General features: G+C 63.0%; 18 protein-coding genes and 1 pseudogene. 3 read left to right on the top strand and 16 right to left on the bottom strand.

Annotation, left to right across the window (positions count from 1 at the left end; genetic code table 11):
- The 13 genes from lpxA to rpsB all read right to left on the bottom strand — a co-directional run bounded on the left by lpxA (position 1) and on the right by rpsB (position 13665).
- Positions 1-789 carry an acyl-ACP--UDP-N-acetylglucosamine O-acyltransferase gene (gene lpxA, locus HHL24_RS03705; protein ID WP_169484032.1) on the bottom strand — a complete coding sequence of 263 codons (789 nt, stop codon included), beginning with the start codon at positions 787-789 and terminating at the stop codon, positions 1-3.
- 95 nt (positions 790-884) lie between these two features.
- A complete protein-coding gene (gene fabZ / locus HHL24_RS03700; RefSeq protein WP_012433437.1) occupies positions 885-1349 on the bottom strand; it encodes a 3-hydroxyacyl-ACP dehydratase FabZ in 465 nt (154 codons plus the stop codon).
- 220 nt (positions 1350-1569) lie between these two features.
- Positions 1570-2673: a UDP-3-O-(3-hydroxymyristoyl)glucosamine N-acyltransferase gene (gene lpxD, locus HHL24_RS03695; protein ID WP_169484031.1), complete on the bottom strand. Its 1104-nt coding sequence runs from the start codon at positions 2671-2673 to the stop codon at positions 1570-1572.
- Between the two features lie 220 nt (positions 2674-2893).
- Positions 2894-3430 carry an OmpH family outer membrane protein gene (locus HHL24_RS03690; RefSeq protein WP_206002691.1) on the bottom strand — a complete coding sequence of 179 codons (537 nt, stop codon included), beginning with the start codon at positions 3428-3430 and terminating at the stop codon, positions 2894-2896.
- 59 nt (positions 3431-3489) lie between these two features.
- Complete coding sequence (gene bamA / locus HHL24_RS03685) at positions 3490-5802, bottom strand: outer membrane protein assembly factor BamA (RefSeq protein ID WP_169484028.1); 2313 nt, start codon at positions 5800-5802, stop codon at positions 3490-3492.
- Between the two features lie 67 nt (positions 5803-5869).
- Complete coding sequence (rseP, locus tag HHL24_RS03680) at positions 5870-7255, bottom strand: RIP metalloprotease RseP (protein WP_169484027.1); 1386 nt, start codon at positions 7253-7255, stop codon at positions 5870-5872.
- 7 nt (positions 7256-7262) lie between these two features.
- Entirely contained in the window at positions 7263-8468 is a 1206-nt protein-coding gene (locus tag HHL24_RS03675) for a 1-deoxy-D-xylulose-5-phosphate reductoisomerase (protein ID WP_169484025.1), read from the bottom strand.
- Positions 8469-8478: 10 nt separating this feature from the next.
- Positions 8479-9300 (bottom strand): phosphatidate cytidylyltransferase, encoded by an 822-nt coding sequence (locus HHL24_RS03670; protein ID WP_169484024.1) that lies wholly within the window; start codon positions 9298-9300, stop codon positions 8479-8481.
- Positions 9294-10076, bottom strand: coding sequence for a polyprenyl diphosphate synthase (gene uppS / locus HHL24_RS03665; protein WP_169484023.1), 783 nt, complete (start codon positions 10074-10076; stop codon positions 9294-9296). Before uppS ends, HHL24_RS03670 begins: the two co-directional genes overlap by 7 nt.
- A 170-nt stretch (positions 10077-10246) precedes the next feature.
- Positions 10247-10807 (bottom strand): ribosome recycling factor, encoded by a 561-nt coding sequence (frr, locus tag HHL24_RS03660; RefSeq protein WP_028199370.1) that lies wholly within the window; start codon positions 10805-10807, stop codon positions 10247-10249.
- Positions 10808-10907: 100 nt separating this feature from the next.
- The gene (pyrH, locus tag HHL24_RS03655) at positions 10908-11621 is read right to left on the bottom strand and encodes a UMP kinase (RefSeq protein ID WP_028199371.1); all 714 of its coding nucleotides are present in this window, start codon (positions 11619-11621) and stop codon (positions 10908-10910) included.
- A 217-nt stretch (positions 11622-11838) separates the two neighbouring features.
- Positions 11839-12720, bottom strand: a complete 882-nt coding sequence (tsf, locus tag HHL24_RS03650) for a translation elongation factor Ts (RefSeq protein WP_169484095.1) — start codon at positions 12718-12720, stop codon at positions 11839-11841.
- A 192-nt stretch (positions 12721-12912) separates the two neighbouring features.
- The gene (gene rpsB, locus HHL24_RS03645) at positions 12913-13665 is read right to left on the bottom strand and encodes a 30S ribosomal protein S2 (protein ID WP_073427980.1); all 753 of its coding nucleotides are present in this window, start codon (positions 13663-13665) and stop codon (positions 12913-12915) included.
- 453 nt (positions 13666-14118) lie between these two features.
- Here rpsB and map point away from each other — a divergent pair, with 453 nt between their 5' ends.
- The 3 genes and pseudogenes from map to HHL24_RS03630 all read left to right on the top strand — a co-directional run.
- Positions 14119-14928: a type I methionyl aminopeptidase gene (gene map / locus HHL24_RS03640; RefSeq protein WP_169484022.1), complete on the top strand. Its 810-nt coding sequence runs from the start codon at positions 14119-14121 to the stop codon at positions 14926-14928.
- A gap of 31 nt (positions 14929-14959) precedes the next feature.
- Positions 14960-17539 (top strand): [protein-PII] uridylyltransferase, encoded by a 2580-nt coding sequence (locus HHL24_RS03635; RefSeq protein WP_169484020.1) that lies wholly within the window; start codon positions 14960-14962, stop codon positions 17537-17539.
- A gap of 375 nt (positions 17540-17914) precedes the next feature.
- Positions 17915-19846, top strand: a pseudogene (locus HHL24_RS03630) (pseudouridine synthase); the annotation flags it as partial.
- A gap of 144 nt (positions 19847-19990) precedes the next feature.
- On the opposite strand, the gene def reads toward HHL24_RS03630, so the two are convergent.
- The 3 genes from def to HHL24_RS03615 all read right to left on the bottom strand — a co-directional run bounded on the left by def (position 19991) and on the right by HHL24_RS03615 (position 24005).
- Entirely contained in the window at positions 19991-20524 is a 534-nt protein-coding gene (gene def / locus HHL24_RS03625; protein WP_169484018.1) for a peptide deformylase, read from the bottom strand.
- On the bottom strand, positions 20521-22587 hold the full coding sequence (gene ligA / locus HHL24_RS03620; protein ID WP_169484016.1) for an NAD-dependent DNA ligase LigA: 2067 nt from the start codon (positions 22585-22587) through the stop codon (positions 20521-20523). Before ligA ends, def begins: the two co-directional genes overlap by 4 nt.
- Before the next feature lie 164 nt (positions 22588-22751).
- Positions 22752-24005 (bottom strand): cell division protein ZipA C-terminal FtsZ-binding domain-containing protein, encoded by a 1254-nt coding sequence (locus HHL24_RS03615; protein ID WP_169484014.1) that lies wholly within the window; start codon positions 24003-24005, stop codon positions 22752-22754.
- Between the last annotated feature and the right edge of the window lie 43 nt (positions 24006-24048).

Raw genomic sequence — 24048 nt, 5'->3', positions numbered from 1 at the left:
TTAGCGGATGATGCCGCGTTGCGACGCTTCGACAAACGCGAGCAGCGTTTGTACCGGTGCATCGCCATCGCCACCCGCGGACGCGAGTTCGCGCAACTGCACCTTCGCTTCTTCGAGCGACAGGCTGTTCTTGTACAGCAAGCGGTACGCCGAGCGCAGCGCCGAGATCGCGTCCGCGGAGAAACCGCGGCGGCGCAGACCTTCGACGTTGATACCGTGAGGCTCGGCCTTGTTGCCGGCCGCGATCACGAACGGCGGGACGTCCTGCACGAGCGCCGACGCGCCGCCCAGCATCGAATGCGCGCCGATGCGCACGAACTGATGCACGCCCGACATGCCCCCAATGATCGCGTAGTCGCCGATGGTCACGTGGCCGGCCATCTGCGCATTGCTCGACAGGATGACGTTGTTGCCGACGTGGCAGTCGTGCCCAATGTGCACGTAGGCCATGATCCAGTTATCTTCACCCAGCGTGGTGACGCCCGTATCTTGCACCGTGCCGGTGTGGATCGTGGTGAATTCACGGATCGTATTGCGATTGCCGATCACGAGCCGGGTCGGCTCGTCCTTGTACTTCATGTCCTGCGGACGGCCGCCAACCGATGCGTAGTGGCCGATCCGGTTGTCTTCGCCGATCGTGGTGTGACCTTCGATCACGCTGTGCGAACCGACCGTGGTCCGTGCGCCGATCGTCACGTGTGCGCCGATGACGGCATACGGTCCGATTTCGACGGATTCGTCGAGTTGCGCGCCCGGTTCGACGATCGCAGTGGGATGAATCCTGCTCATGCGTCCTCGCTTCTGATTCTGTTGCGTTGTCTGGATGGACGTAGCCGGAGCTTGCAGGACTCAGGATAAGCCGCTGACTGCCCGGACACCGGTCTTTAAGCGTCTTTGTCCGTGTGCCGCACCGCGCACATCAGGTCGGCTTCCGCCGCCACGACACCATCCACTTCGGCGCGCGCCTTGAACTTCCAGATGCCGCGCATATGACGCTCGAACGTGCAGTTCAGGATCAGCTGATCGCCCGGTTCCACCACGCGCTTGAAACGCGCATTGTCGATGCCCACGAACAGATACAGCGTGTTCGACGGATCGCTCGGCTCTTCCGAAAACGTCAGCAGGGCCGCCGTTTGCGCGAGCGCTTCGAGGATCAGCACGCCGGGCATCACCGGACGGGTCGGAAAGTGACCCTGGAAATACGGCTCATTGATCGACACGTTCTTCAACGCTTTGATGCACTTATGCGGCTCGAGTTCGAGCACCCGGTCGACCAGCAGGATCGGGTAACGATGTGGCAGCAGCGTGAGAATCTTATGAATGTCGAGATTGATTTTTTCGGTGCTCATGGTGTTTCTACTCACGCATTAACTGCGCGATGATGACTGCGGATGCTGGTGCAGGTGGGTTGGTAACGCGTGCTGCCGGCGCTTGCCGAGACCCGGCGGCCATGCCACCCGGTCACGGCAACCGACTTTGCTTCCTGATGCTTGCCCGCCATTTTACGCGGTGCCAGCAGGTTGCCCCGCAGATTGTTCTGCGGGTTGACCCTCGGGTCGGCGTGATATCTCAGGCGTTGTCGCCTGCGGAATTGCTTGCTGCGTTGGCTGGCTGGCCTGCCGAAGCGGCATTTTCGAGCGCCTTGATACGGTCGCGAAGTTTGTCGATATTACGCAGCAAAGCGGCGCTCTTGTTCCAGTCGGCATGGTTCACAGCCGGGAACGCACTGGTGTAGATGCCGGGCTTCAGCAAGGACTTCGAGACGCCCGACTTCGCCGTGACGATCACATAATCAGCCAGCGTGACGTGCCCGGCGATCCCAACCGCGCCGCCGATCATGCAATGACGGCCGATCGTCGTGCTGCCCGCAATACCCGCGCAGCCGGCGATCACCGTGTAAGCGCCGACCTTGCAGTTGTGGCCGATCTGCACGAGATTGTCGATTTTCACGCACTCTTCGATAATCGTGTCGGCCATAGCGCCACGGTCGATGGTAGTGTTCGCGCCGATTTCGACGTCTGCCGCGATCGACACACCGCCTACCTGGGGAATTTTCACCCAGCTGCCGGTACGCGCATCGCCTTCGCCCACGAAATCCGGCGCGAAGCCAAAACCGTCCGAACCGATCACCGCCCCCGCGTGCACGATCACGCGCTCGCCGAGCTTGCATCCGTAGTACACCGCGACATTCGGATACAGGTGCGAGCCCGCGCCGATCCGCGTGCCCCGGCCGATCACCACGTTGGCATCCAAACGCACGTTTTCGCCGATCACCGCACCCGCTTCCACCGTGACGTGGGGGCCGATCACCGCGCTCGGCGCAATCTGCGCCGACGGGTCGATCGTCGCGCTCGGGTGCACGCCGGGCACGGCCTTGGGCGCTGCCATGTCGATGAAAGTCTGCGCGACGCGCGCGAAGTAAGCGTAGGGATTCGGCGTGACGATGAAGTTACGGCCGTCAAGAGAACTGAGCTTCGCGAGGTCATCGGCGTTGATCAACACCGCGCCCGCGCGAGTCGTCTCGACCTGCGACAGGTACTTCGGATTGGCGAGGAACGCCAGCTGGTCCGGGCCTGCCTGGTCGAGCGGCGCCAGACTGCCGACGCGCTGCGAACCCTCTCCAACTACTTCACCGCCGAACCGTTGGACGATGTCCTCGAGCGTAAATGCCATGCCTATCCTGTCTCCTGTGTCGACCAGAGTTAGCGCTTTAGCGCTTACTCCGGTCCCATGCAACGCTGTCGACCGGAGTTAGCGCTTTAGCGCACTACTCTGGTCCCATGCAATGCACTTACTCCGATCCCATCCAAGATGGTTGCTGCAAAATCAGTCCAACTTGTCAGTTCTACCGCCCCATGGGGCGACCCGGCGGCCGACGACCCGGCGTGCGCGCTCAGTTACCCGAGGCTGCGAGCGCCTTGAGCACCTGATCGGTGATGTCGATGCGCGGACTCACGTACACCGCTTCCTGAACGATCAGGTCGTAGTGCTGCTGCTCGGCGATCTGCTTGATCACCTTGTTGGCCCGGTCGAGCACCGCCGCCAGCTCTTCGTTGCGGCGCTGGTTCAGGTCCTCGCGAAACTCGCGTTGTTTGCGCTGGAAGTCCGTATCCAGCTGCGAAAGATCGCGCTGTTTCTGCGCGCGATCGGCGGCCGACATCGACGCGCCGTTCTTGTCGAGCGAGTCGGACATCGACTTCAGCTTCTGCGCCATGTCGGCCAGATCCTTGTCGCGCTTCGCGAACTCCGCCTCGAGCTTGACCTGCGCAGCCTTCGCGGCAGCCGATTCACGCAGGATACGGTCCGAATTCACGGCAGCGATCCTGGCTTCCTGCGCGTGCGCTGCTCCCGCTACGCCGACACCCAGCGTCATTGCCAGCGCCAGCGCGCACGCTACACGTTTCGAAAACATACCGGTTCGCAAAGTCATCCTCTCGATACTGTAGTTTGGCCGGGCCCGCCGCCGGGAGCCGCGCGTAGTGGCCGGGATCAGAATGCCGTCCCAATCTGGAACTGGAACTTCTGATATTGGTCGCCAGTGTGCTTCACGAGCGGGAAGCCCAAGCTGAGCTTGAGCGGGCCGATCGGCGAAATCCACGCAAGACCGACACCATAGCCGTACCGCAAGCCGTTCGCGCCCGTCGAATTCGCAGCGGCGCTCGCGTCTGCCCAGACGTTACCGGCGTCGAGGAACGTGAACACCCGCAAAGTGCGGTCGTAGCCCGTGCCCGGCAACGGGAACGTCAACTCGATGTTGCCGACCAGCAGTTTGGAACCACCGATCGGGTCGTTCGTGGTTTTGTCACGCGGGCCCAGCGAGCTCGGCTCGTAGCCGCGCACCGAACCGATACCACCGGCGTAGTAGTTCTTGAAAATCGGATAGGGCTTGCCGGCCATGCCGTTACCGTAACCGCCCTGGAAGTTGAAGCCCAGCACGAAGCCGCGCGCAAACGAATAATAGTACTGCGCGTTGATGTCGGCCTTGTAGTACTGCGTGCCGCCAAGCGGCGTGCCGTATTCGGCGTTCGCCTGCGTGAAGTAACCGCGGCTCGGCACCAGTGCGCTGTCACGCGCGTCGCGCGACCAGCCCACCGTAAGCGGCACGTTGTTCGATACCCGGCCGAAATCCTGCACATACTGCTTGTACGAAGCCGGCGTGTTCGCGTCGATATCCAGCTGGTTCTGCTCGAGGCCGGCACCGAAGTAGACCGTGTCGACTTCGGAGAACGGGATACCGAACTTCAGGTCACCACCAATCGTGACAATCTTGAAGCTCGAATCCGTCGAGTAGTACAGCGGTTGGTACGTACGGTAGTAGACGTCGGTAATCCGCTTGATGCCGTCGACCGTGAAGTACGGGTCGACCTGCGTGACCGTCAAGGTACGGTACGTTTTGGCGGTATTCACGTTTACCGAGAGACTCGTGCCCGAACCGAACACGTTGTCCTGCGACACGCCCGCGGAGAGCACCACCTTGTCGGTCGACGAGAAGCCCGCGCCCAGCGTGATCGCGCCGGTCGGCTTTTCGGCCACCTTGACGTCCACATCGACCTGGTCCGGCGTACCTTCGACCGGCACCGTGGTCACGTCGACGTCGGTAAAGTAGCCGAGACGGTTGATCCGGTCTTTCGACAGCGCGAGGCGGTTCGAATCGAACCAGGAGCTTTCGAGCTGGCGCATTTCGCGGCGCACCACTTCGTCGCGCGTACGCGTGTTGCCGACCACGTTGATGCGGCGCACGTACACACGGCGGCTCGGGTCCACTTGCAGCGTCAGGTCGACCTTGTGGTGTTCCTGATCGATCTGCGGCTGCGCGTTCACAGTGGCGAACGCATAACCGTATTCGCCCAGCTTGTCGACAATCGCCTTGGTGGTGGCTTGCAGCTTTTCAGCCGAGAAGCGGTCACCCGGTTTGATCTTGATGAGCTTGGCCAGCTCCGGCTCGCGGTCGAGCAGGTTACCGGCCAGCTTGATGCTATTGATCGTGTACGGCTCGCCTTCGTGCAGCGTGACCGTCAGGTACATGTCCTTCTTGTCCGGCGTGATCGAGACCTGGGTCGACTCGATGTTGAACTCGAGGTAGCCGCGATTCAGGTAATACGAGCGGACGTTTTCGAGGTCGCCGGTGAGCTTGTCTTTCGCGTACAGGTCGTTCTTTGTGTACCACGAGAACCAGTTCGGCGTGGACAGCTGCATTTCGTCGCGCAGCGTACCCGTGCTGAACGCCTTGTTGCCGATGAAGTTGATCTGGCGGATCTTCGCGCTCGGACCTTCAGCCACCGAGAACAGCACCGACACGCGATTGCGGTCGATCGGCGTGATCGTGGTGGTGACTTCGGCGGCATAGTAGCCACGCGTCAGATACTGGCGCTTCAGTTCCTGCTCGGCCTTGTCGACGAGCGCCTTGTCGTAGTAACGGCCTTGCGACAAACCGACCGCGCGCAGCGCCTTGGTCAGGTTGTCCTTGTCGAACTCGTGAATGCCTGCGAAGTCGATCGTGCCGATGGCCGGACGCTCCAGCACCTGCACGATGACGACATTGCCTTCGGTCGCGATCTTGACGTCGTTGAAGAAGCCCGTGGCGTACAGCGCGCGAATGGCTTCAGAAGCCTTGTCGTCGCTAAAGGTGTCGCCTTGCTTGATGGGCAAGTACGCGAACACGGTACCGGGTTCGACGCGTTGCAATCCCTCGATCCGGATGTCTTGCACCACGAAGGGCGTCGTTGCGTGAGCAACCAGCCCATGCGCGGCGAATGCCGCGGCTATAACCGTCTTTGGAACAAAGCGATGAGGTTTAAACAACGTGCTTCCCCAGTGTGTATAGCTGCATCAGGTCAGACGGTCGCCATCGTGAACGCCGCCAGACACTTTAAAAATGGATTAAACGAGCCAGATCGTTGAACAGCGCAATCGCCGACAACGCGACGATGCAGGCGAGACCCGCCCTCTGAAAAACGAGTTGCCAGCGATCAGAAACAACTTTGCCGGTTACAGCTTCAACCAAATAATATAACAGATGACCCCCGTCCAATACCGGAATTGGTAACAGGTTCAGTACGCCGAGGCTAATACTGACAAGGGCCAGGAACGACAGGAATGCAGAAGGACCTAGACGTGCGCTCTTTCCTGCGTAATCGGCGATCGTCACGGGGCCAGAAAGATTCTTCAGCGAAGCCTCGCCAACGATCATTCGCCCGAACATGCGCACCGAATAAACAGCGAGGTCCCACGTGCGGCGTGCGCCCAGTTGCAGACTTTCGACCGGCCCATAACGCACGTCGATCGACGGCACCTGGGTGGCGAGTTCCGCACCGATACGGCCGATTTGCTGACCTGTTGCGTCATCACGCTGCGACTGCGGGACGATGCGAACGTCTTCCAGCTTGCTCGCCGCTGGCCCACCACGCTCTACCTGCAGCGTCACGGGCACACCGGCGTGCGATTTTACATAAGCGATGAAGGCCGTGGCATTGTCGGTAGGGATACCGTTGATCGCGCGCAGACGGTCACCCACTACAAGGCCTGCCTTTTGTGCTGCGCTATCCGGTTGCACACCAGCGACTGTGAGCTTGCCACCACCCGGCTCGAAGCCGAGATGCGACATAAAGTCGTCGTCGACGTCTTTCTCGGTGATACCGCGCAGATCCAGCTGGAAATCCGAGGTGCCGTGGGCATCTTTCGCGCTCAGCACGACGCGCTTGTGATCGAATGCCGCGCCCAGCAGTTTCCAGCGCAGGTCGGACCACGAGCGCACGTGTTCGGATTCGCCGGCATTCTCGGCTCGCACTGCGACGATGGTTTCGCCGCCGTCGAAACCGGCCAACGCCGCCGGCGTATTCGGAGCAGGCGCGGCAACCACCGCCGCCGGCTCCGTCACGCCGGTGGCGAACACGAGGGCGAACAGCACGATGGCGAGCAGGAAGTTCGCGACCGGACCGGCCGCGACGATCGCGAAACGACGCCACACCGACTGCCGGTTGAAGGCATGCGGCAAGGCTTCAACCGGAATTGGCGCACCGCCGGTCTCGCGTTCGTCGAGCATCTTCACGTAGCCGCCCAGCGGCAGTGCGGCAATCGTCCATTCGGTGCCCGTTTTCGGGCTCACCCATTGGAACAGCGGCTTGCCGAAACCGATCGAAAAGCGCAACACCTTGACGCCGCACAAACGCGCCACGCTGTAATGCCCGTACTCGTGGACGACCACGAGTACGCCAATCGCGACCGCGAAGGCAAGCAGTTCGATCAGCAGATTCATAGGCGCCTCACTGGACGGCGCGTTCCGTGCGACGGGCGCCGTCCGGCAGACGCGCGATGAAATCGGCAGCGGCGCGGCGCGCGGCTGCGTCGGCCTCAATCACGTCTTCGAGCGCGTGCGCGCTGCGGTTCGGCAACGCGTTGAGCACGGCGTCGACAACCTGAGCGATTGCCATGAAACCAATCTGGCGCGACAGGAACGCTTCAACAGCGATTTCGTTCGCGGCATTCAGGGCCGCGCTCGCCAACCCACCCTCAGCCAGTGCCTTCACCGCGAGCGCGAGACATGGGAAGCGTGTGTAATCCGGCTTTTCGAACGAGAGCGACGCGACCTGCAGCAGATCGAGTTGCGCCACGCCCGAATCGACGCGATCGGGAAACGCCAGCGCGTGCGCGATCGGCGTGCGCATGTCGGGGTTCCCCAGTTGCGCGAGCACCGAGCCGTCAGCGTACGACACCATCGAATGGATCACGCTTTGCGGGTGAATCAGCACGTCGATGCGCTCGCCCGGCAAATCGAAGAGCCAGTGCGCCTCGATCACTTCGAGGCCTTTGTTCATCATCGTGGCCGAGTCGACCGAAATCTTACGGCCCATCACCCAGTTCGGATGCTTGCAGGCCTCGTCAGGCGTGACGTCGACTAGCGTGGCCGGTTCGCGCGTGCGGAACGGGCCACCCGACGCGGTCAGGATGATCTTCGAGACGCCGCCGTGCAGCGCGGCTTCGCGCGGCAGGCATTGGAAAATGGCGTTGTGTTCGCTGTCGACCGGCAGCAGCACGGCGCCGTTGTCACGCACCGCGTCCATGAAGATCGCGCCGGACATCACCAGCGCTTCCTTGTTGGCGAGCAGAATGCGCTTGCCGGCGCGCGCAGCGGCCAGGCTCGGCGCGAGGCCGGCCGCACCGACAATCGCCGCCACCACCGTATCGCAGCCATCGCTCTTCGACACGTCGACGAGCGCTTGCGGCCCGTACGTGACTTCGGTCTTGCAGCCCGCTTCGCGCAGCTTCGCCGCGACGTGCGCAGCGGTATCGGCATCGCCGACTACCGCGACTTCAGGCTGAAAGCGCAGGCATTGCTCGACGAGCTTGTCACCGTTGCGATGCGCCGTGAGCGCGTAAACCGAAAAGCGCTCGGGATGACGCGCGACGACGTCAAGCGTGCTGTCTCCAATCGAGCCCGTAGAACCGAGCAATGTCAGACGTTTTTGCATATCTCTTTCTCTAGCCGAGCAGCAGCATGGCAAGCGGCAGCACCGGCAACAATGCGTCGATGCGGTCGAGTACGCCACCGTGCCCGGGCAACAGGCCGCTTGAATCTTTCACTCCGGCCTGGCGTTTCATCATTGATTCGAACAGGTCGCCCACCACGCTGAATGCCACCAGCAGGGTCAGAGCGAGCAGCGTACGTACGGCGCCCAATTGCGCCAGCAGCGCAGAATACAGGGTGGGCTCGAACGCGTGCAAAAAGACCGCCGCCGCCGCGACGATCATCACCACCAGCCAGCCGCCGATCGCGCCCTCCCAAGTCTTACCCGGGCTGATGGCAGGCGCCAGCTTGTGTTTTCCGAAAGCCTTTCCAGAGAAGTATGCGCCGATATCGGCAAGCCATACCAACAGCAGCAGCGACAGCACGAACGGCACGCCCTTCATGCGAGCGGCGACGAGAGCATGCCAGCACGCGACGAATACCACAATGCCAGCAAGGAATAGAAAAGCGCGCCAGGCGCCTTGCGCGAGGGTCGGCTTGCGCAGGAGCACGTACGGCCCCGCGATCACCCAGAAAATAGCGGCCGCCTGAAACAGCGGCCGGGGCTCCTCGACACCGGTACCGAGCCGCGTACTCGCGACCAGCGCAACCGCCGCCACCAGCGCGTAGATGACCGGGCCCGCGCCGCCGAGCTTCAGCAGGCGCGCCCACTCCCACGCGGCGAACACGACGACGAAGGCGATCAGCGCGCCGAACGCGCCCACCGGCGCGAACAACGTGACCGGCAGGAAGATCGCCAGCAGGATGATCGCCGTGATGACACGGGTTTTTAGCATGGAAGCGAATCGACGTTTTGCGATTGCGGCTCGAGTTGAGCACTGGTGCGGCCGAAGCGGCGCTCACGCTCCGCGTAGGAAGCGATAGCGTGGCCGAGCGCGTCGGCGTCGAAATCCGGCCAGAACGTGTCGGTGAAGTAGAACTCGGTGTAGGCGAGTTGCCACAGCAGGAAGTTGCTGACGCGGCGCTCGCCGCCGGTGCGGATAAAGAGGTCCGGCTCCGGCGCATAGGCCATTGACAGGTGTCCGGCGAACGAGTCCTCGGTCACCTCGACCGCCTTGCCCGCCAGCGCCGATTGTTCGGCGAGCTTGCGGGTGGCCTGCATGATGTCCCATCGGCCGCCGTAGTTGGCGGCGATGGTAAGCGTGAGGCGGGTGTTGCGCGCAGTTTTGGTCTCCGCGCGCTTGATCAGATCGCGAATGCGCGTATCGAACTTCGACAGATCGCCGACCACGCGCAGACGAATGCCGTTCGCGTGCAGCTTGCCGATCTCGCGCTCCAGCGCAGTGACGAACAGACGCATCAGGAACGACACTTCGTCGTTCGGGCGGCGCCAGTTTTCCGAGCTGAAGGCAAAGAGCGTCAGATATTCGACGCCCTGCCGGGCGCAGGCTTCGACGGCCGCACGCACCGCGTCGACGCCGCGCGTATGACCGGCCACGCGCGGCAGACGGCGCTGGGTCGCCCAACGGCCGTTGCCGTCCATGATGATCGCGATATGTCGCGGCACCGCGGCGACATCAGGCACGCGCACGGTTGAGCTGGTATAGGTCATGGCCGTCGGGACAGTGACTGCAAAAAAAGAAGTGGAAGTCTTGAAGGTGCTGAGTGCCCCCAAACCTGGCGCTTCGCGCCAAGCCCCCCGAGGGGGCAATCCCCCAAGGGGACTTCCTGCAGGGCGGAAAACCTGGGGCGGCCCTGCGTTTTCCTCGGGGCCATGCGGCCTCAGACCGTCATGATCTCGGCTTCTTTGGTCACTACAAGCTTGTCGATTTCCGTGACGAACTTGTCCGTCAGTTTCTGAACGTCGTCACCGGCACGGCGCTCGTCGTCTTCTGAAATTTCCTTGTCTTTCACGAGCTTTTTCAGTTGCTCGTTTGCATCACGGCGCAGGTTACGAATAGCAACCTTGGCCGTTTCTGCTTCGCTCTTGACCACTTTGGTCAGTTCGCGGCGGCGTTCTTCGGTCAGCGCGGGCATCGGCACGCGGATCACGTCGCCTTGCGTAGCCGGGTTCAGACCGAGGTCCGACTCGCGGATCGCCTTTTCGACGACCTGGACCATCTTCTTTTCCCACGGCTGCACGCCGATCGTGCGTGCGTCGATCAGCGTCAGGTTCGCGACCTGCGAAATCGGCACCGGCGAACCGTAGTAATCGCACTGGATGTGATCGAGCAGGCCCGTGTGTGCACGGCCCGTGCGGATCTTCGACAAGTCGTTCTTGAACGCGTCGATGGAACGCTGCATCTTTTGTTCAGCGCCCTTCCTGATATCAGCCACAGACATTTTTAAACCTCCGAACCTTCAAAACGGTGCGAGCCAGCCAGCGCGCGGAATATGCGGCGGCCTGGGCTCGCGTTAAAGCCCACGTTATGTGAACGAGAGTTTACACGTGGACGAGGGTGCCCTCGTCCTCGCCCAGTACGATGCGCTTGAGCGCGCCCGGCTTGACGATCGAAAACACCCGGATCGGCAGCTTCTGGTCGCGGCACAGCGCGAACGCCGTGGCGTCCATCACCTGCAGATTACGGCCGATGGCTTCGTCGAAGCTGATCGTGGCGTAACGGGTCGCGCTCGGGTCTTTCTTTGGGTCGGCAGAATAGACGCCGTCCACCTTGGTGGCCTTCAGCACAACTTCCGCGCCGACTTCCGAGCCGCGCAGCGCGGCAGCCGTATCCGTCGTGAAGAACGGATTGCCGGTACCGGCCGCGAAAATCACGACTTTGCCTTCTTCGAGCTGGCGAATCGCGCGGGGACGGATGTACGGCTCGACCACCTGGTCCATGCGCAGCGCGGATTGCACACGCGCTTCAATACCGGCGTGGCGCATTGCGTCCTGCAGCGCCAGCGCGTTCATCATGGTGGCCAGCATGCCCATGTAGTCTGCCGTGGCGCGATCCATCCCGGCCGCGCCGCCCGCGACGCCGCGGAAAATATTGCCGCCGCCGATCACCACGGCCAGCTGCGTTCCGAGACGGACCACTTCGGCCACGTCCGCTACCATTCGTTCGATGGTTGCGCGATTGATGCCAAAGGCATCGTCGCCCATCAGAGCTTCACCGGAGAGTTTGAGCAGGACGCGTTTATAGGCAGTGGGCATAGGGGTATCCAGATCGCGCAGAACAGGGCAACAACAAGGGACTAATGTAGGGGTGAAATACTGATTCGGGCAAGCGTCGCCAAATTGACGAACCCTGGGGTTCGCCAGCGGCGTGCGCCACGAGGGTCACCCGCGCGCAGCCTTGCGGCGCCGCCGACCGCGGCAAAGTCTTGCTCCGCCGCGGATCGAACGGTACTAACTGAAGCTTAAGCGATGCTTATTGTTGCTTTGCAGCAGCGACTTGAGCCGCCACTTCAGCTGCGAAGTCGTCCTGCTTCTTCTCGATGCCTTCACCGACCACGAACAGCGCGAACTTCTGCACGCTCGCGTTGCCAGCCTTCAGCATCTGTTCGATCGTCTGTTTGTCGTTCTTAACGAACGTCTGGTTCAGCAGCGACACTTCCTTCAGGTACTTCTGCACGCTGCCGTCGACCATCTTGGCGACGATTTCAGCCGGCTTGCCCGATTCAGCAGCCTTCTGCTCAGCAATGCTGCGTTCCTTGGCGATCAGATCCGCCGGGACGTCGTCCGACGACAGCGAGACCGGCTTCATGGCGGCGATGTGCATTGCCACGTCCTTACCGACCTGCTCGTCCGCGCCGGTGTACTCGACCAGCACGCCGATACGGGTGCCGTGCAGGTACGCTGCCAGCTTGTTCGACGTGTCGAAACGCACGAAACGGCGGATCGACAGGTTTTCACCGATCTTGCCGACCAGTGCCAGACGCACTGCGTCGACCGTCGAGCCGTCCAGCGGCAGGGCCGCCAGCGCAGCGACGTCTGCCGGGTTTTGCGTAGCGACCAGCTCAGCGACCGTCTTCGAGAAAGCCAGGAAGTCGTCGTTCTTCGAAACGAAGTCGGTTTCGCAATTCAGTTCGACCAGCGAACCGGCGTTGCCGCCAATGAACGATGCGACCACGCCTTCAGCCGTCACGCGCGACGCTGCCTTGCTGGCCTTGTTGCCCAGCTTCACGCGCAGCAGCTCTTCAGCGCGCGCCATGTCGCCTTCAGCTTCCGTCAGCGCTTTCTTGCATTCCATCATCGGCGCGTCGGTCTTTGCGCGCAGTTCTGCAACCATGCTTGCGGTAATTGCCGCCATCATTTGCTCCTTGAGTTCCGTCTGTCACACGCCGCCCGGACTTCGATACCGGCGGCAAGAATTCGTTTCAACGTCGCGCGTATTTTTTACGGACCACGTTTAGGCACTGCTCACAGCACACCACTACATTGTCGCGGCTTAAAAAAAGGGGGCCTGTAGAAAGCCCCCTTTTTTGCCGGACACGGGGCAGCTTTACGCTTCCGAGTTGACCTCGACGAACTCGTCGCCGTCGCCACCACGTGCAGCTTGCACCACTTCGTTGACCGCGTTAGCACGGCCTTCGAGGATCGCGTCAGCCACGCCAGCCGTGTACAGAGCGACAGCCTTCGAAGCGTCGTCGTTACCCGGGATCACGTAGTCGATGCCTTCCGGCGAGTGGTTCGTGTCGACCACGGCGATGACCGGCACGCCGAGCTTGTTAGCTTCGGTGACGGCAATCTTGTGGTAGCCGACGTCGACCACGAAGATCGCGTCCGGAATACCGCCCATGTCCTTCACGCCGCCGATCGACTTTTGCAGCTTGGCCATTTCGCGTTCGAACAGGAGCGCTTCCTTCTTGCTCATGCGTTCGGTTTCGCCTGCTTCCAGCGCTGCTTCCATGTCCTTCAGGCGCTTGATCGAGACCTTCAGCGTCTTGAAGTTGGTCAGCATGCCGCCGAGCCAGCGTGCGTTGACGTAAGGCATGCCAGCGCGTTGTGCTTCTTCAGCGATCGTGTCGCGCGATTGACGCTTCGTGCCGACGAACAGGATCGTGCCGCGATTCGCTGCCAGTTGACGCGCGTACTTCAGCGCGTCGTTGTACATCGGCAGCGTCTTTTCGAGGTTGATGATGTGAATCTTGTTGCGATGACCGAAAATGAAGGGGGCCATCTTCGGGTTCCAGAAGCGCGTTTGGTGACCGAAGTGGACACCGGCTTCCAGCATTTGACGCATGGTAACTGCCATGAAAATCTCCGCGAGGGTTGGGTCTTAAGCCGGCTGCCGTATCGGCCGCGCTGCCTTTTTGGCTGAACGCGACGGACACCCTGGGTGCACCGGCTTGCGAGTCTGCTGCCTTGGTACTGCCTTGCTCGTAGCGCAGGCAACTATCGCTACGAGAAGCCTTTCCTGCCAGTTTGCGCCCGCTTGCGTTCATTAGAACAGCGATAGAGCAACAAAAATAAGACAGAGATCGACTTAGCCAAAGATTATAGCACGCGACTATCGGCCGACTCAACCCGCGCGGTAGCTCCCGCTTGCCGCACGCGGTTGCACCTTGGCGCTTGCCACCGGCCTCCACCAAGGCGCTCGCAATCCGCCGCAAACACGGGAGCAAAAGGCGCCACCTCTCTCAAAAGCCTGCGGCAGCCGGAATATGGTGCGATAATCTTGCAATAAACCGCATTTCAGGCCCGACTCATGGCTATTACGCTCAAAAACGAACACGATATCGCGCAGATGCGCGTCGCCTGCAAGCTCGCTAGCGAAGTGCTCGATTACATTACGCCGTTCGTCGCGGCCGGCATCACGACCGGCGAACTCGACCGGCTGTGTCACGAATATATGCTCAAGGAACAAGGCACCGTTCCGGCGCCGCTGAATTATCAGCCGCCCGGCTATCCGCCGTATCCGAAAGCCACCTGCATTTCGGTCAACGACGTGATCTGTCACGGCATTCCGGGCGACAAGACGCTGAAAAACGGCGACGCGCTGAATATCGACATCACGGTGATCAAGGAAGGCTATTTCGGCGACACCAGCCGGATGTTCATCGTCGGCGAAGGCTCGATCATGGCCAAACGGCTCGTGCAGACCACCTTCGAATGCATGTGGCTCGGCATCGATCAGGTGCGCCCGGGCGCCCATCTCGGCGATATCGGCTATGCCATCCAGAAGCATGCCGAAGGGCAAGGCTACAGCGTGGTGCGCGAATATTGCGGCCACGGCATCGGCACGGTGTTCCACGAAGACCCGCAGATTCTGCACTATGGCCGTCCCGGCACCGGGCTCGAGCTGCAGGCCGGCATGATCTTCACGATCGAACCGATGATCAACGCCGGCCGGCGCGACATCCGCACCATGCCGGACCAATGGACCGTCAAGACCAAAGACCGCAGCCTGTCGGCACAGTGGGAACACACCGTACTCGTCACCGAAACCGGCTATGACGTGCTGACTGTCTCAGCCGGCACGCCCGCGCGTCCGCCGGTTGTAGCCGCCACGGCCTGACCGACTTTCGCCCTCACCTGCCCGCCTGCCAATGAGTAGTGTTCCAGCCGTCGCCCAATCCCATGCCTCGTCGCTCAAGGCGGACTATAAAGTGGCCAAAGCCCAGTTGCTGGAACGCTTCAAGACCGCCTCCAACGTCGACTCGCTGATGGCCGCGCTCGCGCGCACCACAGACGAGTCGCTGCGCGCCGCGTGGAACACCTGCGAGCTGCCGCCCGAACTGGCGCTGCTGGCTGTCGGCGGCTACGGGCGGGGCGAACTCGCACCGCACTCTGACATCGACATTCTGGTCCTGCTGCCCGACGCGCCGATCGAGCATCTCGAAGCGCGCATCGAGCGCTTTATCAGCCTCGCGTGGGATTTGGGGCTCGAACTCGGTAGCAGCGTGCGCAGCGTGGTGCAATGCGTCGAAGAAGCCGCCAACGACGTCACCGTGCGCACCTCGCTGCTCGAAGCGCGGCGCATTACGGGCAGCGCCCCGCTCTTCGACGACTTTGCGAGGCGCTACCGCGAAACGCTCGACCCACGCGCGTTCTTCCAGGCCAAAGTGCTGGAAATGCGTCAGCGGCACGCCAAGTTTCAGGACACGCCGTATGCGCTCGAGCCGAACATCAAGGAAAGCCCGGGCGGCCTGCGCGATCTGCAACTGATTCTGTGGATTACCCAGGCGGCCGGTTTCGGTAGTAGCTGGCGCGAACTCGAAGCACGCGGCCTGATCACCGAGCGTGAAGCGCGCGAACTGCGCCGCAACGAAGGCTTCCTGAAAACGCTGCGTGCCCGGCTGCATGTGATCGCCGGCCGCCGCCAGGACATTCTGGTGTTCGACCTGCAAACACCGGTAGCCGAAAGCTTCGGCTACAAGCCGACGGCCACCAAGCGCGCCAGCGAGCAGCTGATGCGTCGCTATTACTGGTCTGCCAAGGCCGTCACGCAACTCGCGACGATCCTGATCCAGAACATCGAGGCGCAACTCTTCCCCAACACGAGCGGCATTACGCGCGTGCTGTCGGACCGTTTCGTCGAGAAGCAGGGGATGCTGGAGATCGCCAGCGACGACGTCTTCCAGCGCGAGCCGAACGCGATCCTCGAAGCTTTCCTGCTCTACGAACAGACGCCGGGCGTGAAGGGTTTGTCGGCGCGCACGCTGCGCGCGATCTACAACGCCCGCGACGTGATGGATCAGCATTGGCGGCGCGATCCGGAAAACCGGCGCCTGTTCATGGATATCCTGAAGCAGCCGGCCGGCATCACGCACGCGTTGCGGCTGATGAACCAGACCAGCGTGCTCGGGCGCTATCTGCTGAACTTCCGGCGCATTGTCGGACAGATGCAGCACGACCTGTATCACGTCTACACGGTCGATCAGCACATCCTCATGGTGTTGCGCAATCTGCGCCGCTTTGCGGTAGCCGAGCACGCGCACGAATATCCGTTCTGCAGCCAGTTGATCGCCAATTTCGACCGGCCGTGGGTGTTGTACGTGGCGGCGCTGTTTCACGACATCGCCAAAGGCCGCGGCGGCGACCATTCCACGCTCGGCATGGCCGACGCGCGGCGCTTCTGCCGCAACCATGGCATCGAGAGCGAGGACGGCGAACTGGTCGTCTGGCTGGTCCAGCAGCATCTGACCATGAGCCAGGTCGCGCAGAAACAGGACACGAGCGACCCCGAAGTCATCAAGCGGTTTGCCGAACTGGTCGGCAACGAGCGCCGGCTGACTGCGCTTTACCTGCTGACCGTGGCCGACATTCGCGGCACCAGCCCGAAAGTCTGGAACACGTGGAAAGGCAAGCTGCTCGAGGACCTCTACCGCGCAACTTTGGCGGTGCTCGGCGGCGCACGGCCTGACGCGCACTCTGAACTGAAGTCGCGGCAGGAAGAGGCGTTGGCCCTGCTGCGCCTCGAAACCGTGCCGGAAGGCGCGCAGAAGGCGCTGTGGGACAAGCTGGACATCGGCTACTTCCTGCGCCACGATGCGGCGGATATCGCCTGGCAGACCCGCGTGCTGTACCGGCACGTCGAGACCGCGACGCCGATCGTGCGGGCGCGTCCTTCGCCGATCGGCGAAGCGCTTCAGGTGCTGGTGTATGTGAAAGACCAGCCCGATCTGTTCGCCGGCATTTGTGCGTATTTCGACCGCAACGGCTTGTCAGTGCTCGATGCGCGGGTCAGCACGACCCGTCACGGGTACGCGCTCGATAATTTCCTCGTCGCGCATACCGAAGAAGACGTGCATTATCGCGATATTGCCAATCTGGTCGAACAGGAACTGACCGCACGCCTCACGGGTGACGGCACCCTGCTCCCGGGACCGTCGAAAGGCCGTTTGTCACGGCTGTCGCGGACCTTCCCTGTTACGCCGCGCGTCGATCTTCGGGCCGACGAGCGCGGCCAATATTACATCCTGTCCGTGTCTGCGAACGACCGGCCAGGCCTTCTTTATTCAATCGCGCGCGTGCTGGCCGAGCACCGGGTCGGCGTCGCGTCGGCGCGGATCAATACGCTCGGCGAACGCGTCGAAGACGTGTTCCTGCTGGATGGGCACGGTCTGTCGGACAACCGCCTGCAAATTCAGGTCGAGACCGAACTGCTGCGCGCGATTGCAGTGTGAGATTTCATGCGAGTCAAATTAACAGCCAAGCACCCGCGGCCGGCTTCGTCCGAACGCGCCCCTGTCCGTACCGGAAGCACCTCGGCGCGTAAGCCGACGCGCGCGACCGGGCCAAGGCCGTCTACGCCGACGGCTGGGTTTAATGGGGCGCGGGGTGAAGGCGCTGGCGCAGCGGGTGGCGGCGGCAAGCGGCCAGCCGGCGCAGGTAAGCCGGCGGGCACCGGCGCGCGCGCGCCACGGGCTGAAGGATCGTTTTCCCGCGAGCGGGACGCAGGTGGTGCTGGCGCTGCGCGCCGGGCACCGTCGGATCGGCCGCCGCGGCGTGAGGGGGCCGGCGGTGCGCCGCGCCGCTTCGAGGGTGGCGGCGATCGCGCTCCCCGTCGGGACGACGGCGAGCGTGCACCGCGGCGGTTTGAAGGTGCTGGCGATCGTAGCGAACGTGCTCCGCGTCGCGCTGACGGTGAACGCAGCCAAGGCGCACCGCGCCGGTTTGAGGGTAGCAACGACCGTGCTCCGCGTCGGGACGATGGTGAGCGTGCGCCCCGTCGATTTGAAGGTGGCGGCGATCGTACCGATCGTGCTCCGCGCCGGGACGAGGGCGCTCGTGCGCCCCGTAAGTTTGAAGCTGGCGCCGACCGTAGCGAACGCGCCCCGCGCCGTGCTGACGGTGAACGCGCTCAAGGCGCACCGCGTCGGTTTGAGGGCAGCAGCGACCGTGCTCCGCGTCGGGACGAGGGCGCTCGTGCGCCCCGTAAGTTTGAAGGTAGCGGCGATCGTAGCGATCGTGCTCCGCGTCGCGCTGACGGTGAACGCACTCAAGGCGCACCGCGCCGGTTTGAGGGCAGCAGCGATCGTGCTCCGCGTCGCTTTGAAGGCGGTGCGGATCGCGGCGAGCGCGGCCAAGGCGCACCCCGCCGCTTCGAAGGCAGCGCAGATCGCAGCGAACGCGCACCACGCAGTTTCGAAGGCAACCGCGCACCGCGCCGCGACGACGGCGAACGTCGCTCGTTCAGCGGTCCGCGCCCGGGCGCAGGCCGCCCGTCGGAAGGCGGACCGCGTGGCGAGCGTCCGGCGCGCGACGCCTCGGATCGGCCTCGCTTCGGCAGCGACCGTGGCGCCCCGCAAGAACGCCGTAGCGGCGAGCGCGGGCCGCGCAGCGACAGCGCACCGCGCCGTTTTGAAGGCGAACGCGGCTCGTCCGAGCGCGGCGAGCGCACTTTCGCGAAACCCGTCAAAAGCGGCTACGGTGACCGGACGGATCGTCCGGCTCGCGCACCGCGCGACGACCGCGGCGAACGTGCACCGGCCAAACGTGAGTTTGGCGATCGCCCGGCGCGCGCAGGCGAACGTAACGAACGCAATGACCGGGGCGAACGCCCTGCTCGCAGCTTCGACAAGGCGCTCCCGGCCGCCGGGCGCCGCTTTGGCGACGACAACCGCCCCGCCCGTGCCGACAAACCGCACGGCCCGGCTCCCGCAGCCAGAGCCGAACGCGACGATGGCGCCGACGCTGCTCCGCGCACGCCGCGCCGCGATTACGAAGACGCGCCGGGCACCCTACGCCTGTCCAAGCTGATGTCGGAACTCGGCCTGTGCTCACGCCGCGAAGCCGACGAGTGGATCGAAAAAGGCTGGGTGCTGGTCGACGGCGAGCGGATCGACACGCTCGGCACCAAGGTTCGTCCGGACCAGCGAATCGAGATCGACCCCGCCGCTGAAGCCGCGCAAGCGAGCCAGGTGACGGTTCTGATCCACAAGCCCGTGGGCCTTGTATCGGGCCAGGCGGAAGACGGCTATCAACCGGCGATCACGCTGGTCACGCCGGAAAATCGCTGGGAAGGCGACAGTTCTGACATCCGCTTCTCGGTCTCGCATCTGCGCCAGCTCGCGCCGGCTGGGCGCCTGGACATCGATTCGACGGGCCTGCTGGTGCTGACGCAGGACGGCCGCATCGCCAAGCAGCTGATTGGCGGCCATTCGGAGATCGATAAGGAGTATCTGGTGCGCGTCGCGTTCGGCGAGCACACCACCGACGTCGAAAGCCACTTCCCACCGGAAAGCCTCGCGCTCTTGTGCCACGGCCTCTCGCTCGACGAAGTGCCGTTGAAGCCCGCACAGGTCAATTGGCAAAACGGCGAGCAACTGCGTTTCGTGCTGCGCGAGGGCAAGAAGCGCCAGATCCGCCGGATGTGCGAACTGGTCGGCCTTGAAGTGATCGGCCTGAAGCGCGTGCGGATGGGCCAGGTGATGCTGGGTGCGCTGCCGCCGGGTCAATGGCGCTATCTGTCGGCGGACGAGTCGTTTTGATGGCGGGAGCCTGACGCTCAAATAGCGAAAAACTCACGGTGTCCACCGTGACGTTCGCCCAACAAAAAACCCACGCCGCGGCGTGGGTTTTTTGTTTCCGGTGGCGCTAGCAACAATGCAATCGTCGCAGGCGAAGATACAGCGTCAGTCGTCACTATTCGGGTCCAGATCCGGAAACAGGACTTCCGTGAAGCCGAACTTCGCGAAATCGTTGATCCTCATCGGATACAGCTTGCCGATCAGATGGTCGCACTCATGCTGCACGACACGCGCGTGAAAGCCCTCGGCGACGCGGTCGATCGGCTTGCCGTATTGATCGAAGCCGTGATACTTGATCATCGAGAACCGGCTCACGGCGCCTCGCAGGCCCGGCACGGACAGGCAGCCTTCCCAGCCCTCTTCCATATCCAGCGACACCGGCGTGATGGTCGGGTTGATCAGCACCGTCTCGGGCACCGGCGGTGCATCCGGATAGCGTTCGTTATGCCCGAAGCCGAAGATCACCACCTGCAAATTGACACCGATCTGCGGCGCGGCGAGCCCCGCGCCATTCGCGTCGTGCATGGTCTCGAACATGTCTTTGACAAGCTCATGCAGTTCGGGAGTGTCGAAATGATCGACCGGATCGGCAATTTGCAAAAGGCGCGGATCGCCCATCTTGAGAATTTCGCGGATCATAACTGCCCCTCCAGGAGCTTACGCATACCATCTTCGTCGAGTACCGGGATGCCGAGTTCCTCGGCTTTCGCCAACTTGCTGCCCGCTTCGGCCCCCGCCACCACGTAGTCCGTTTTCTTCGACACCGAGCCGGCCACTTTCGCGCCGGCCGCTTCGAGCATTTCTTTCGCATCTTCCCGGGCAAGCGTCGGCAAAGTGCCGGTCAATACGACCGTCTTGCCGGCCAGCACGCCTTGCGGCGCCTTTGGTGCGGGCGGCCCTTCCGGCCATGTGACCTTGCCGGGTGCGCGTAGTTGCTCGATCACCGTGCGGTTGTGCTCTTCGGCGAAAAACTGATGAATCGACTCGGCCACCACAGGACCCACATCGTTCACCTCCAGCAATTCTTCGACCGAGGCATCCATGATCGGAGTCAGCGAGCCGAAATGTTTGGCAAGATCTTTCGCCGTCGATTCGCCCACATGCCGGATACCAAGTGCGTAAATGAAGCGCGCGAGCGTGGTGTGTTTGGCTTTTTCGAGCGAGTCGAGCAGATTCTGCGCGGACTTCTCGGCGAAGCGGTCGAGTTCAGCAAGTGTCGCAAAGCCGACGTTGAACAGATCAGCCGGCGTGCGCACGAGATTCTGCTCGACGAGTTGGTCGATGATCTTTTCGCCGAGCCCGTCGATATCCAGTGCCCGCCGCTGCGCAAAGTGCCACAGCGCCTGCTTGCGCTGCGCCGGGCAGAACAGACCACCCGTGCAGCGCGCGATCGCCTCGTCCGGCAGCCGTTCGATGCTCGAGCCGCATACCGGGCAATGCGTAGGCATGACGAACTCGCGGGCATCGTCCGGGCGGCGCTCGAGCAGCGCGCTCACCACTTCTGGAATCACGTCGCCGGCGCGCCGCACGATCACGGTGTCGCCGATGCGGATATCTTTGCGGCGCACTTCGTCTTCATTGTGCAACGTCGCGTTCGTCACCGTCGCGCCGCCGACGAACACCGGCTCCAGCCGCGCAACCGGCGTGATCGCGCCGGTACGGCCGACCTGCACGTCGATCGCGACGAGTTTGGTCAGTGCTTCCTGCGCGGGGAATTTGTGCGCCAAAGCGAAACGCGGCGCGCGCGAGACAAAGCCGAGCGCGTCCTGCTCATCGCGCCGGTTGACCTTGTAGACGACGCCGTCGATATCGTAAGGCAGCGTGTCGCGCTTCTCGCCTACCGTGTGGAAGAACCCCAGCAAGCCTTCGGCGCCTTGTACCACCGCCCGCTCGCCATTCACCGGCAAGCCGAGCTCCTTGTACCAGTCGAGCAGTTCGCTATGTGTGGCGGGCATCTCGCCACCTTCGAGCACACCGATTCCATAGGCGAAGAACGAGAGCGGCCGCTGCGCGGTGATCTTCGAATCGAGCTGCCGCAAGCTGCCCGCGGCAGCGTTGCGCGGATTGGCGAATTCCTTCTGCTCAGCGGCCCGCTGGCGCTCGTTCAGGCGTTCAAAATCGCGCTTGAACATGAGCACTTCGCCGCGCACGTCGAGCACATGCGGCACGCGTTTGCCCTTGAGCTTGAGCGGAATGGAGCGGATCGTGCGGACGTTCTCGGTGACATTCTCGCCGGTGGCGCCATCGCCGCGCGTGGACGCCTGGACGAAAATGCCGTCGACATAACGCAGCGAGATGGCGAGGCCGTCGAACTTCAGCTCAGCTGCGTAATCCACCGGCACCGGCGGTTCGCTCGCGTTCTTGCCGAGCGCGTCGCCGACGCGCTTGTCGAACGCGACGATGTCTTCGTCCGCGAAGCCATTGTTCAGCGAGAGCATGGGTTGATCGTGCACGACCGGCTCGAAGCCGCTTGACGCCTCGCCGCCCACGCGCTGGGTGGGCGAATCCGGCACGATCAGGTCCGGATGCTCCGTCTCGATTCGCTCCAGCTCCTTGAAGAGCTTGTCGTATTCCGCGTCCGGCAGGTCCGGCTGGTCGAGCACGTAGTACGCGTAATTGGCGCGTTCGAGTTCCGCGCGCAGCCACGCGGCCCGCTCCGCGGGAGCATTGGTTGCAGGGTTTGAGGCGGGAGTTCGGGCCATGCTGTCGGACGCTTCTTCAATGGAATTCAGACATTGGATTATCGCAGGAAGCGTGCCCCTTTACATCGGCCGAATGGCCAGTTTCCTGCGTTCGTCACTGCGCCCAAAACGCCAACGGCCGCACATCGCGCGGCCGTCGAGTACTGCATAAAAAAGCAGAGCCGTTACTGGCTGAACAAACGCCGGGTGGCTGGCGAACCCGCCGGAATCCCCGCCTGTTCGAGCTTCGCGTAGAGCGTCATCAACTGCTTTTCGATCGCCAGCAGCGCGGTTTCCGGCAGCGGACGGCGCCCATCGTCGACCACCCGTCCGCCGATACGCTCAGCCAACGATTTCGCGTAGTCGCACATCAGGCGGAACGGCAGGATGTCTTCGTCCGCGACCGGCACGTCGAGCACCAGCGTGATCATCTGGCCGCCCTTGTAGGTCAGGTCGTCGCGCAGGAAATTGGTGTCGCCGAATTGCAGCATGAACACCGGGCTCTGCTTCGCGTCGAGCTTGACGAAGCGCGTGCCGTCGCGCGAGAGCAGCAAGCCGTCTTGCGACGCGACTGCCTGGACATAGTTGGCCGACCACGGCGCACCGTCGGAAAGTACGTTGATCGACAGTTGTGCATCGCACTGCGCGGCGAAGCCGTCGAGTTCGCGCGCCATGGCGACCGTTTCGAGCATGTCGGGAAATTCCGGCGACGCGTCGAGCGCATCGGCAAACTGCTGCACGCCGGTCACGAACTCCGAGAACTCCAGTTCGTTGAGCGCCCCACTCCGATTGGCCAATTGCGCGGCCGCGCGCAGCTCTTCGTAGCGCGCGCCGTTTTGCAGCAATTCCCACGCGCCGCCTTCGAGCTTGCCTTCGATATGCACTGGCTTACTGCCGGCGCGGCGCAGACGCTGCGCAAGCGGAATCACCTTGTCGCCGGCCACCGGGCCGTTCAAACGAATCGGCACGATGCAGTCGATGCGACGATCGACGATAGCCGGCGGCGCCGACGAAATCGTCGTGGCAGCGGGCATGATCGGCTCGACCGGTTCGTCGGCCTTCGCAGCGTGGCCGCCTTCTGCTTCAGCAATGCCTCCCGCTTCCGGATAGCCGTTCGGCGTAGTCGTCTCGGCCTGAATATCGGCCGGCGTATCGAGCGGCGCAGCGGTTGCGCCAAACGTCGGCTCGACGCGCGCCGCCGCGGTTTCCGCCGCCGCGTCTGAACTCACTACCGGCTCGCGCCGCGTGGTCGGCCGGGCCGGTTCGATAAACGGGCTCTGCTCCTCCTGATCGTCCCGCGCGAAACTTTCGGCGGTATCGGCCGGCATCGGACGCGGCATCTTGCGGCGAACCTTCGCGCCTTGCCATGCGTTGTACACGACCACGCCCCCGACCACCACGGCACCCGCGCCGATCAAACCGAGTGTCAACTCGTCCATGCATGCTCCATCAGCAATTCTTTTGTCTGCGCGGCTATGCGCC

The organism is Paraburkholderia polaris (assembly GCF_012927345.1).
Taxonomy (GTDB): domain Bacteria; phylum Pseudomonadota; class Gammaproteobacteria; order Burkholderiales; family Burkholderiaceae; genus Paraburkholderia; species Paraburkholderia polaris.
This window is presented reverse-complemented; position numbering and strand designations above follow the sequence as displayed.

Coding starts and splice junctions, on each gene's coding strand:
- lpxA (WP_169484032.1), bottom strand. CDS start 789: ATGAGCAGGATTCATCCCACTGCGATCGTCGAACCGGGCGCGCAACTC.
- fabZ (WP_012433437.1), bottom strand. CDS start 1,349: ATGAGCACCGAAAAAATCAATCTCGACATTCATAAGATTCTCACGCTG.
- lpxD (WP_169484031.1), bottom strand. CDS start 2,673: ATGGCATTTACGCTCGAGGACATCGTCCAACGGTTCGGCGGTGAAGTA.
- HHL24_RS03690 (WP_206002691.1), bottom strand. CDS start 3,430: ATGACTTTGCGAACCGGTATGTTTTCGAAACGTGTAGCGTGCGCGCTG.
- rseP (WP_169484027.1), bottom strand. CDS start 7,255: ATGAATCTGCTGATCGAACTGCTTGCCTTCGCGGTCGCGATTGGCGTA.
- HHL24_RS03675 (WP_169484025.1), bottom strand. CDS start 8,468: ATGCAAAAACGTCTGACATTGCTCGGTTCTACGGGCTCGATTGGAGAC.
- HHL24_RS03670 (WP_169484024.1), bottom strand. CDS start 9,300: ATGCTAAAAACCCGTGTCATCACGGCGATCATCCTGCTGGCGATCTTC.
- uppS (WP_169484023.1), bottom strand. CDS start 10,076: ATGACCTATACCAGCTCAACCGTGCGCGTGCCTGATGTCGCCGCGGTG.
- frr (WP_028199370.1), bottom strand. CDS start 10,807: ATGTCTGTGGCTGATATCAGGAAGGGCGCTGAACAAAAGATGCAGCGT.
- pyrH (WP_028199371.1), bottom strand. CDS start 11,621: ATGCCCACTGCCTATAAACGCGTCCTGCTCAAACTCTCCGGTGAAGCT.
- tsf (WP_169484095.1), bottom strand. CDS start 12,720: ATGGCGGCAATTACCGCAAGCATGGTTGCAGAACTGCGCGCAAAGACC.
- rpsB (WP_073427980.1), bottom strand. CDS start 13,665: ATGGCAGTTACCATGCGTCAAATGCTGGAAGCCGGTGTCCACTTCGGT.
- map (WP_169484022.1), top strand. CDS start 14,119: ATGGCTATTACGCTCAAAAACGAACACGATATCGCGCAGATGCGCGTC.
- HHL24_RS03635 (WP_169484020.1), top strand. CDS start 14,960: ATGAGTAGTGTTCCAGCCGTCGCCCAATCCCATGCCTCGTCGCTCAAG.
- def (WP_169484018.1), bottom strand. CDS start 20,524: ATGATCCGCGAAATTCTCAAGATGGGCGATCCGCGCCTTTTGCAAATT.
- ligA (WP_169484016.1), bottom strand. CDS start 22,587: ATGGCCCGAACTCCCGCCTCAAACCCTGCAACCAATGCTCCCGCGGAG.
- HHL24_RS03615 (WP_169484014.1), bottom strand. CDS start 24,005: ATGGACGAGTTGACACTCGGTTTGATCGGCGCGGGTGCCGTGGTGGTC.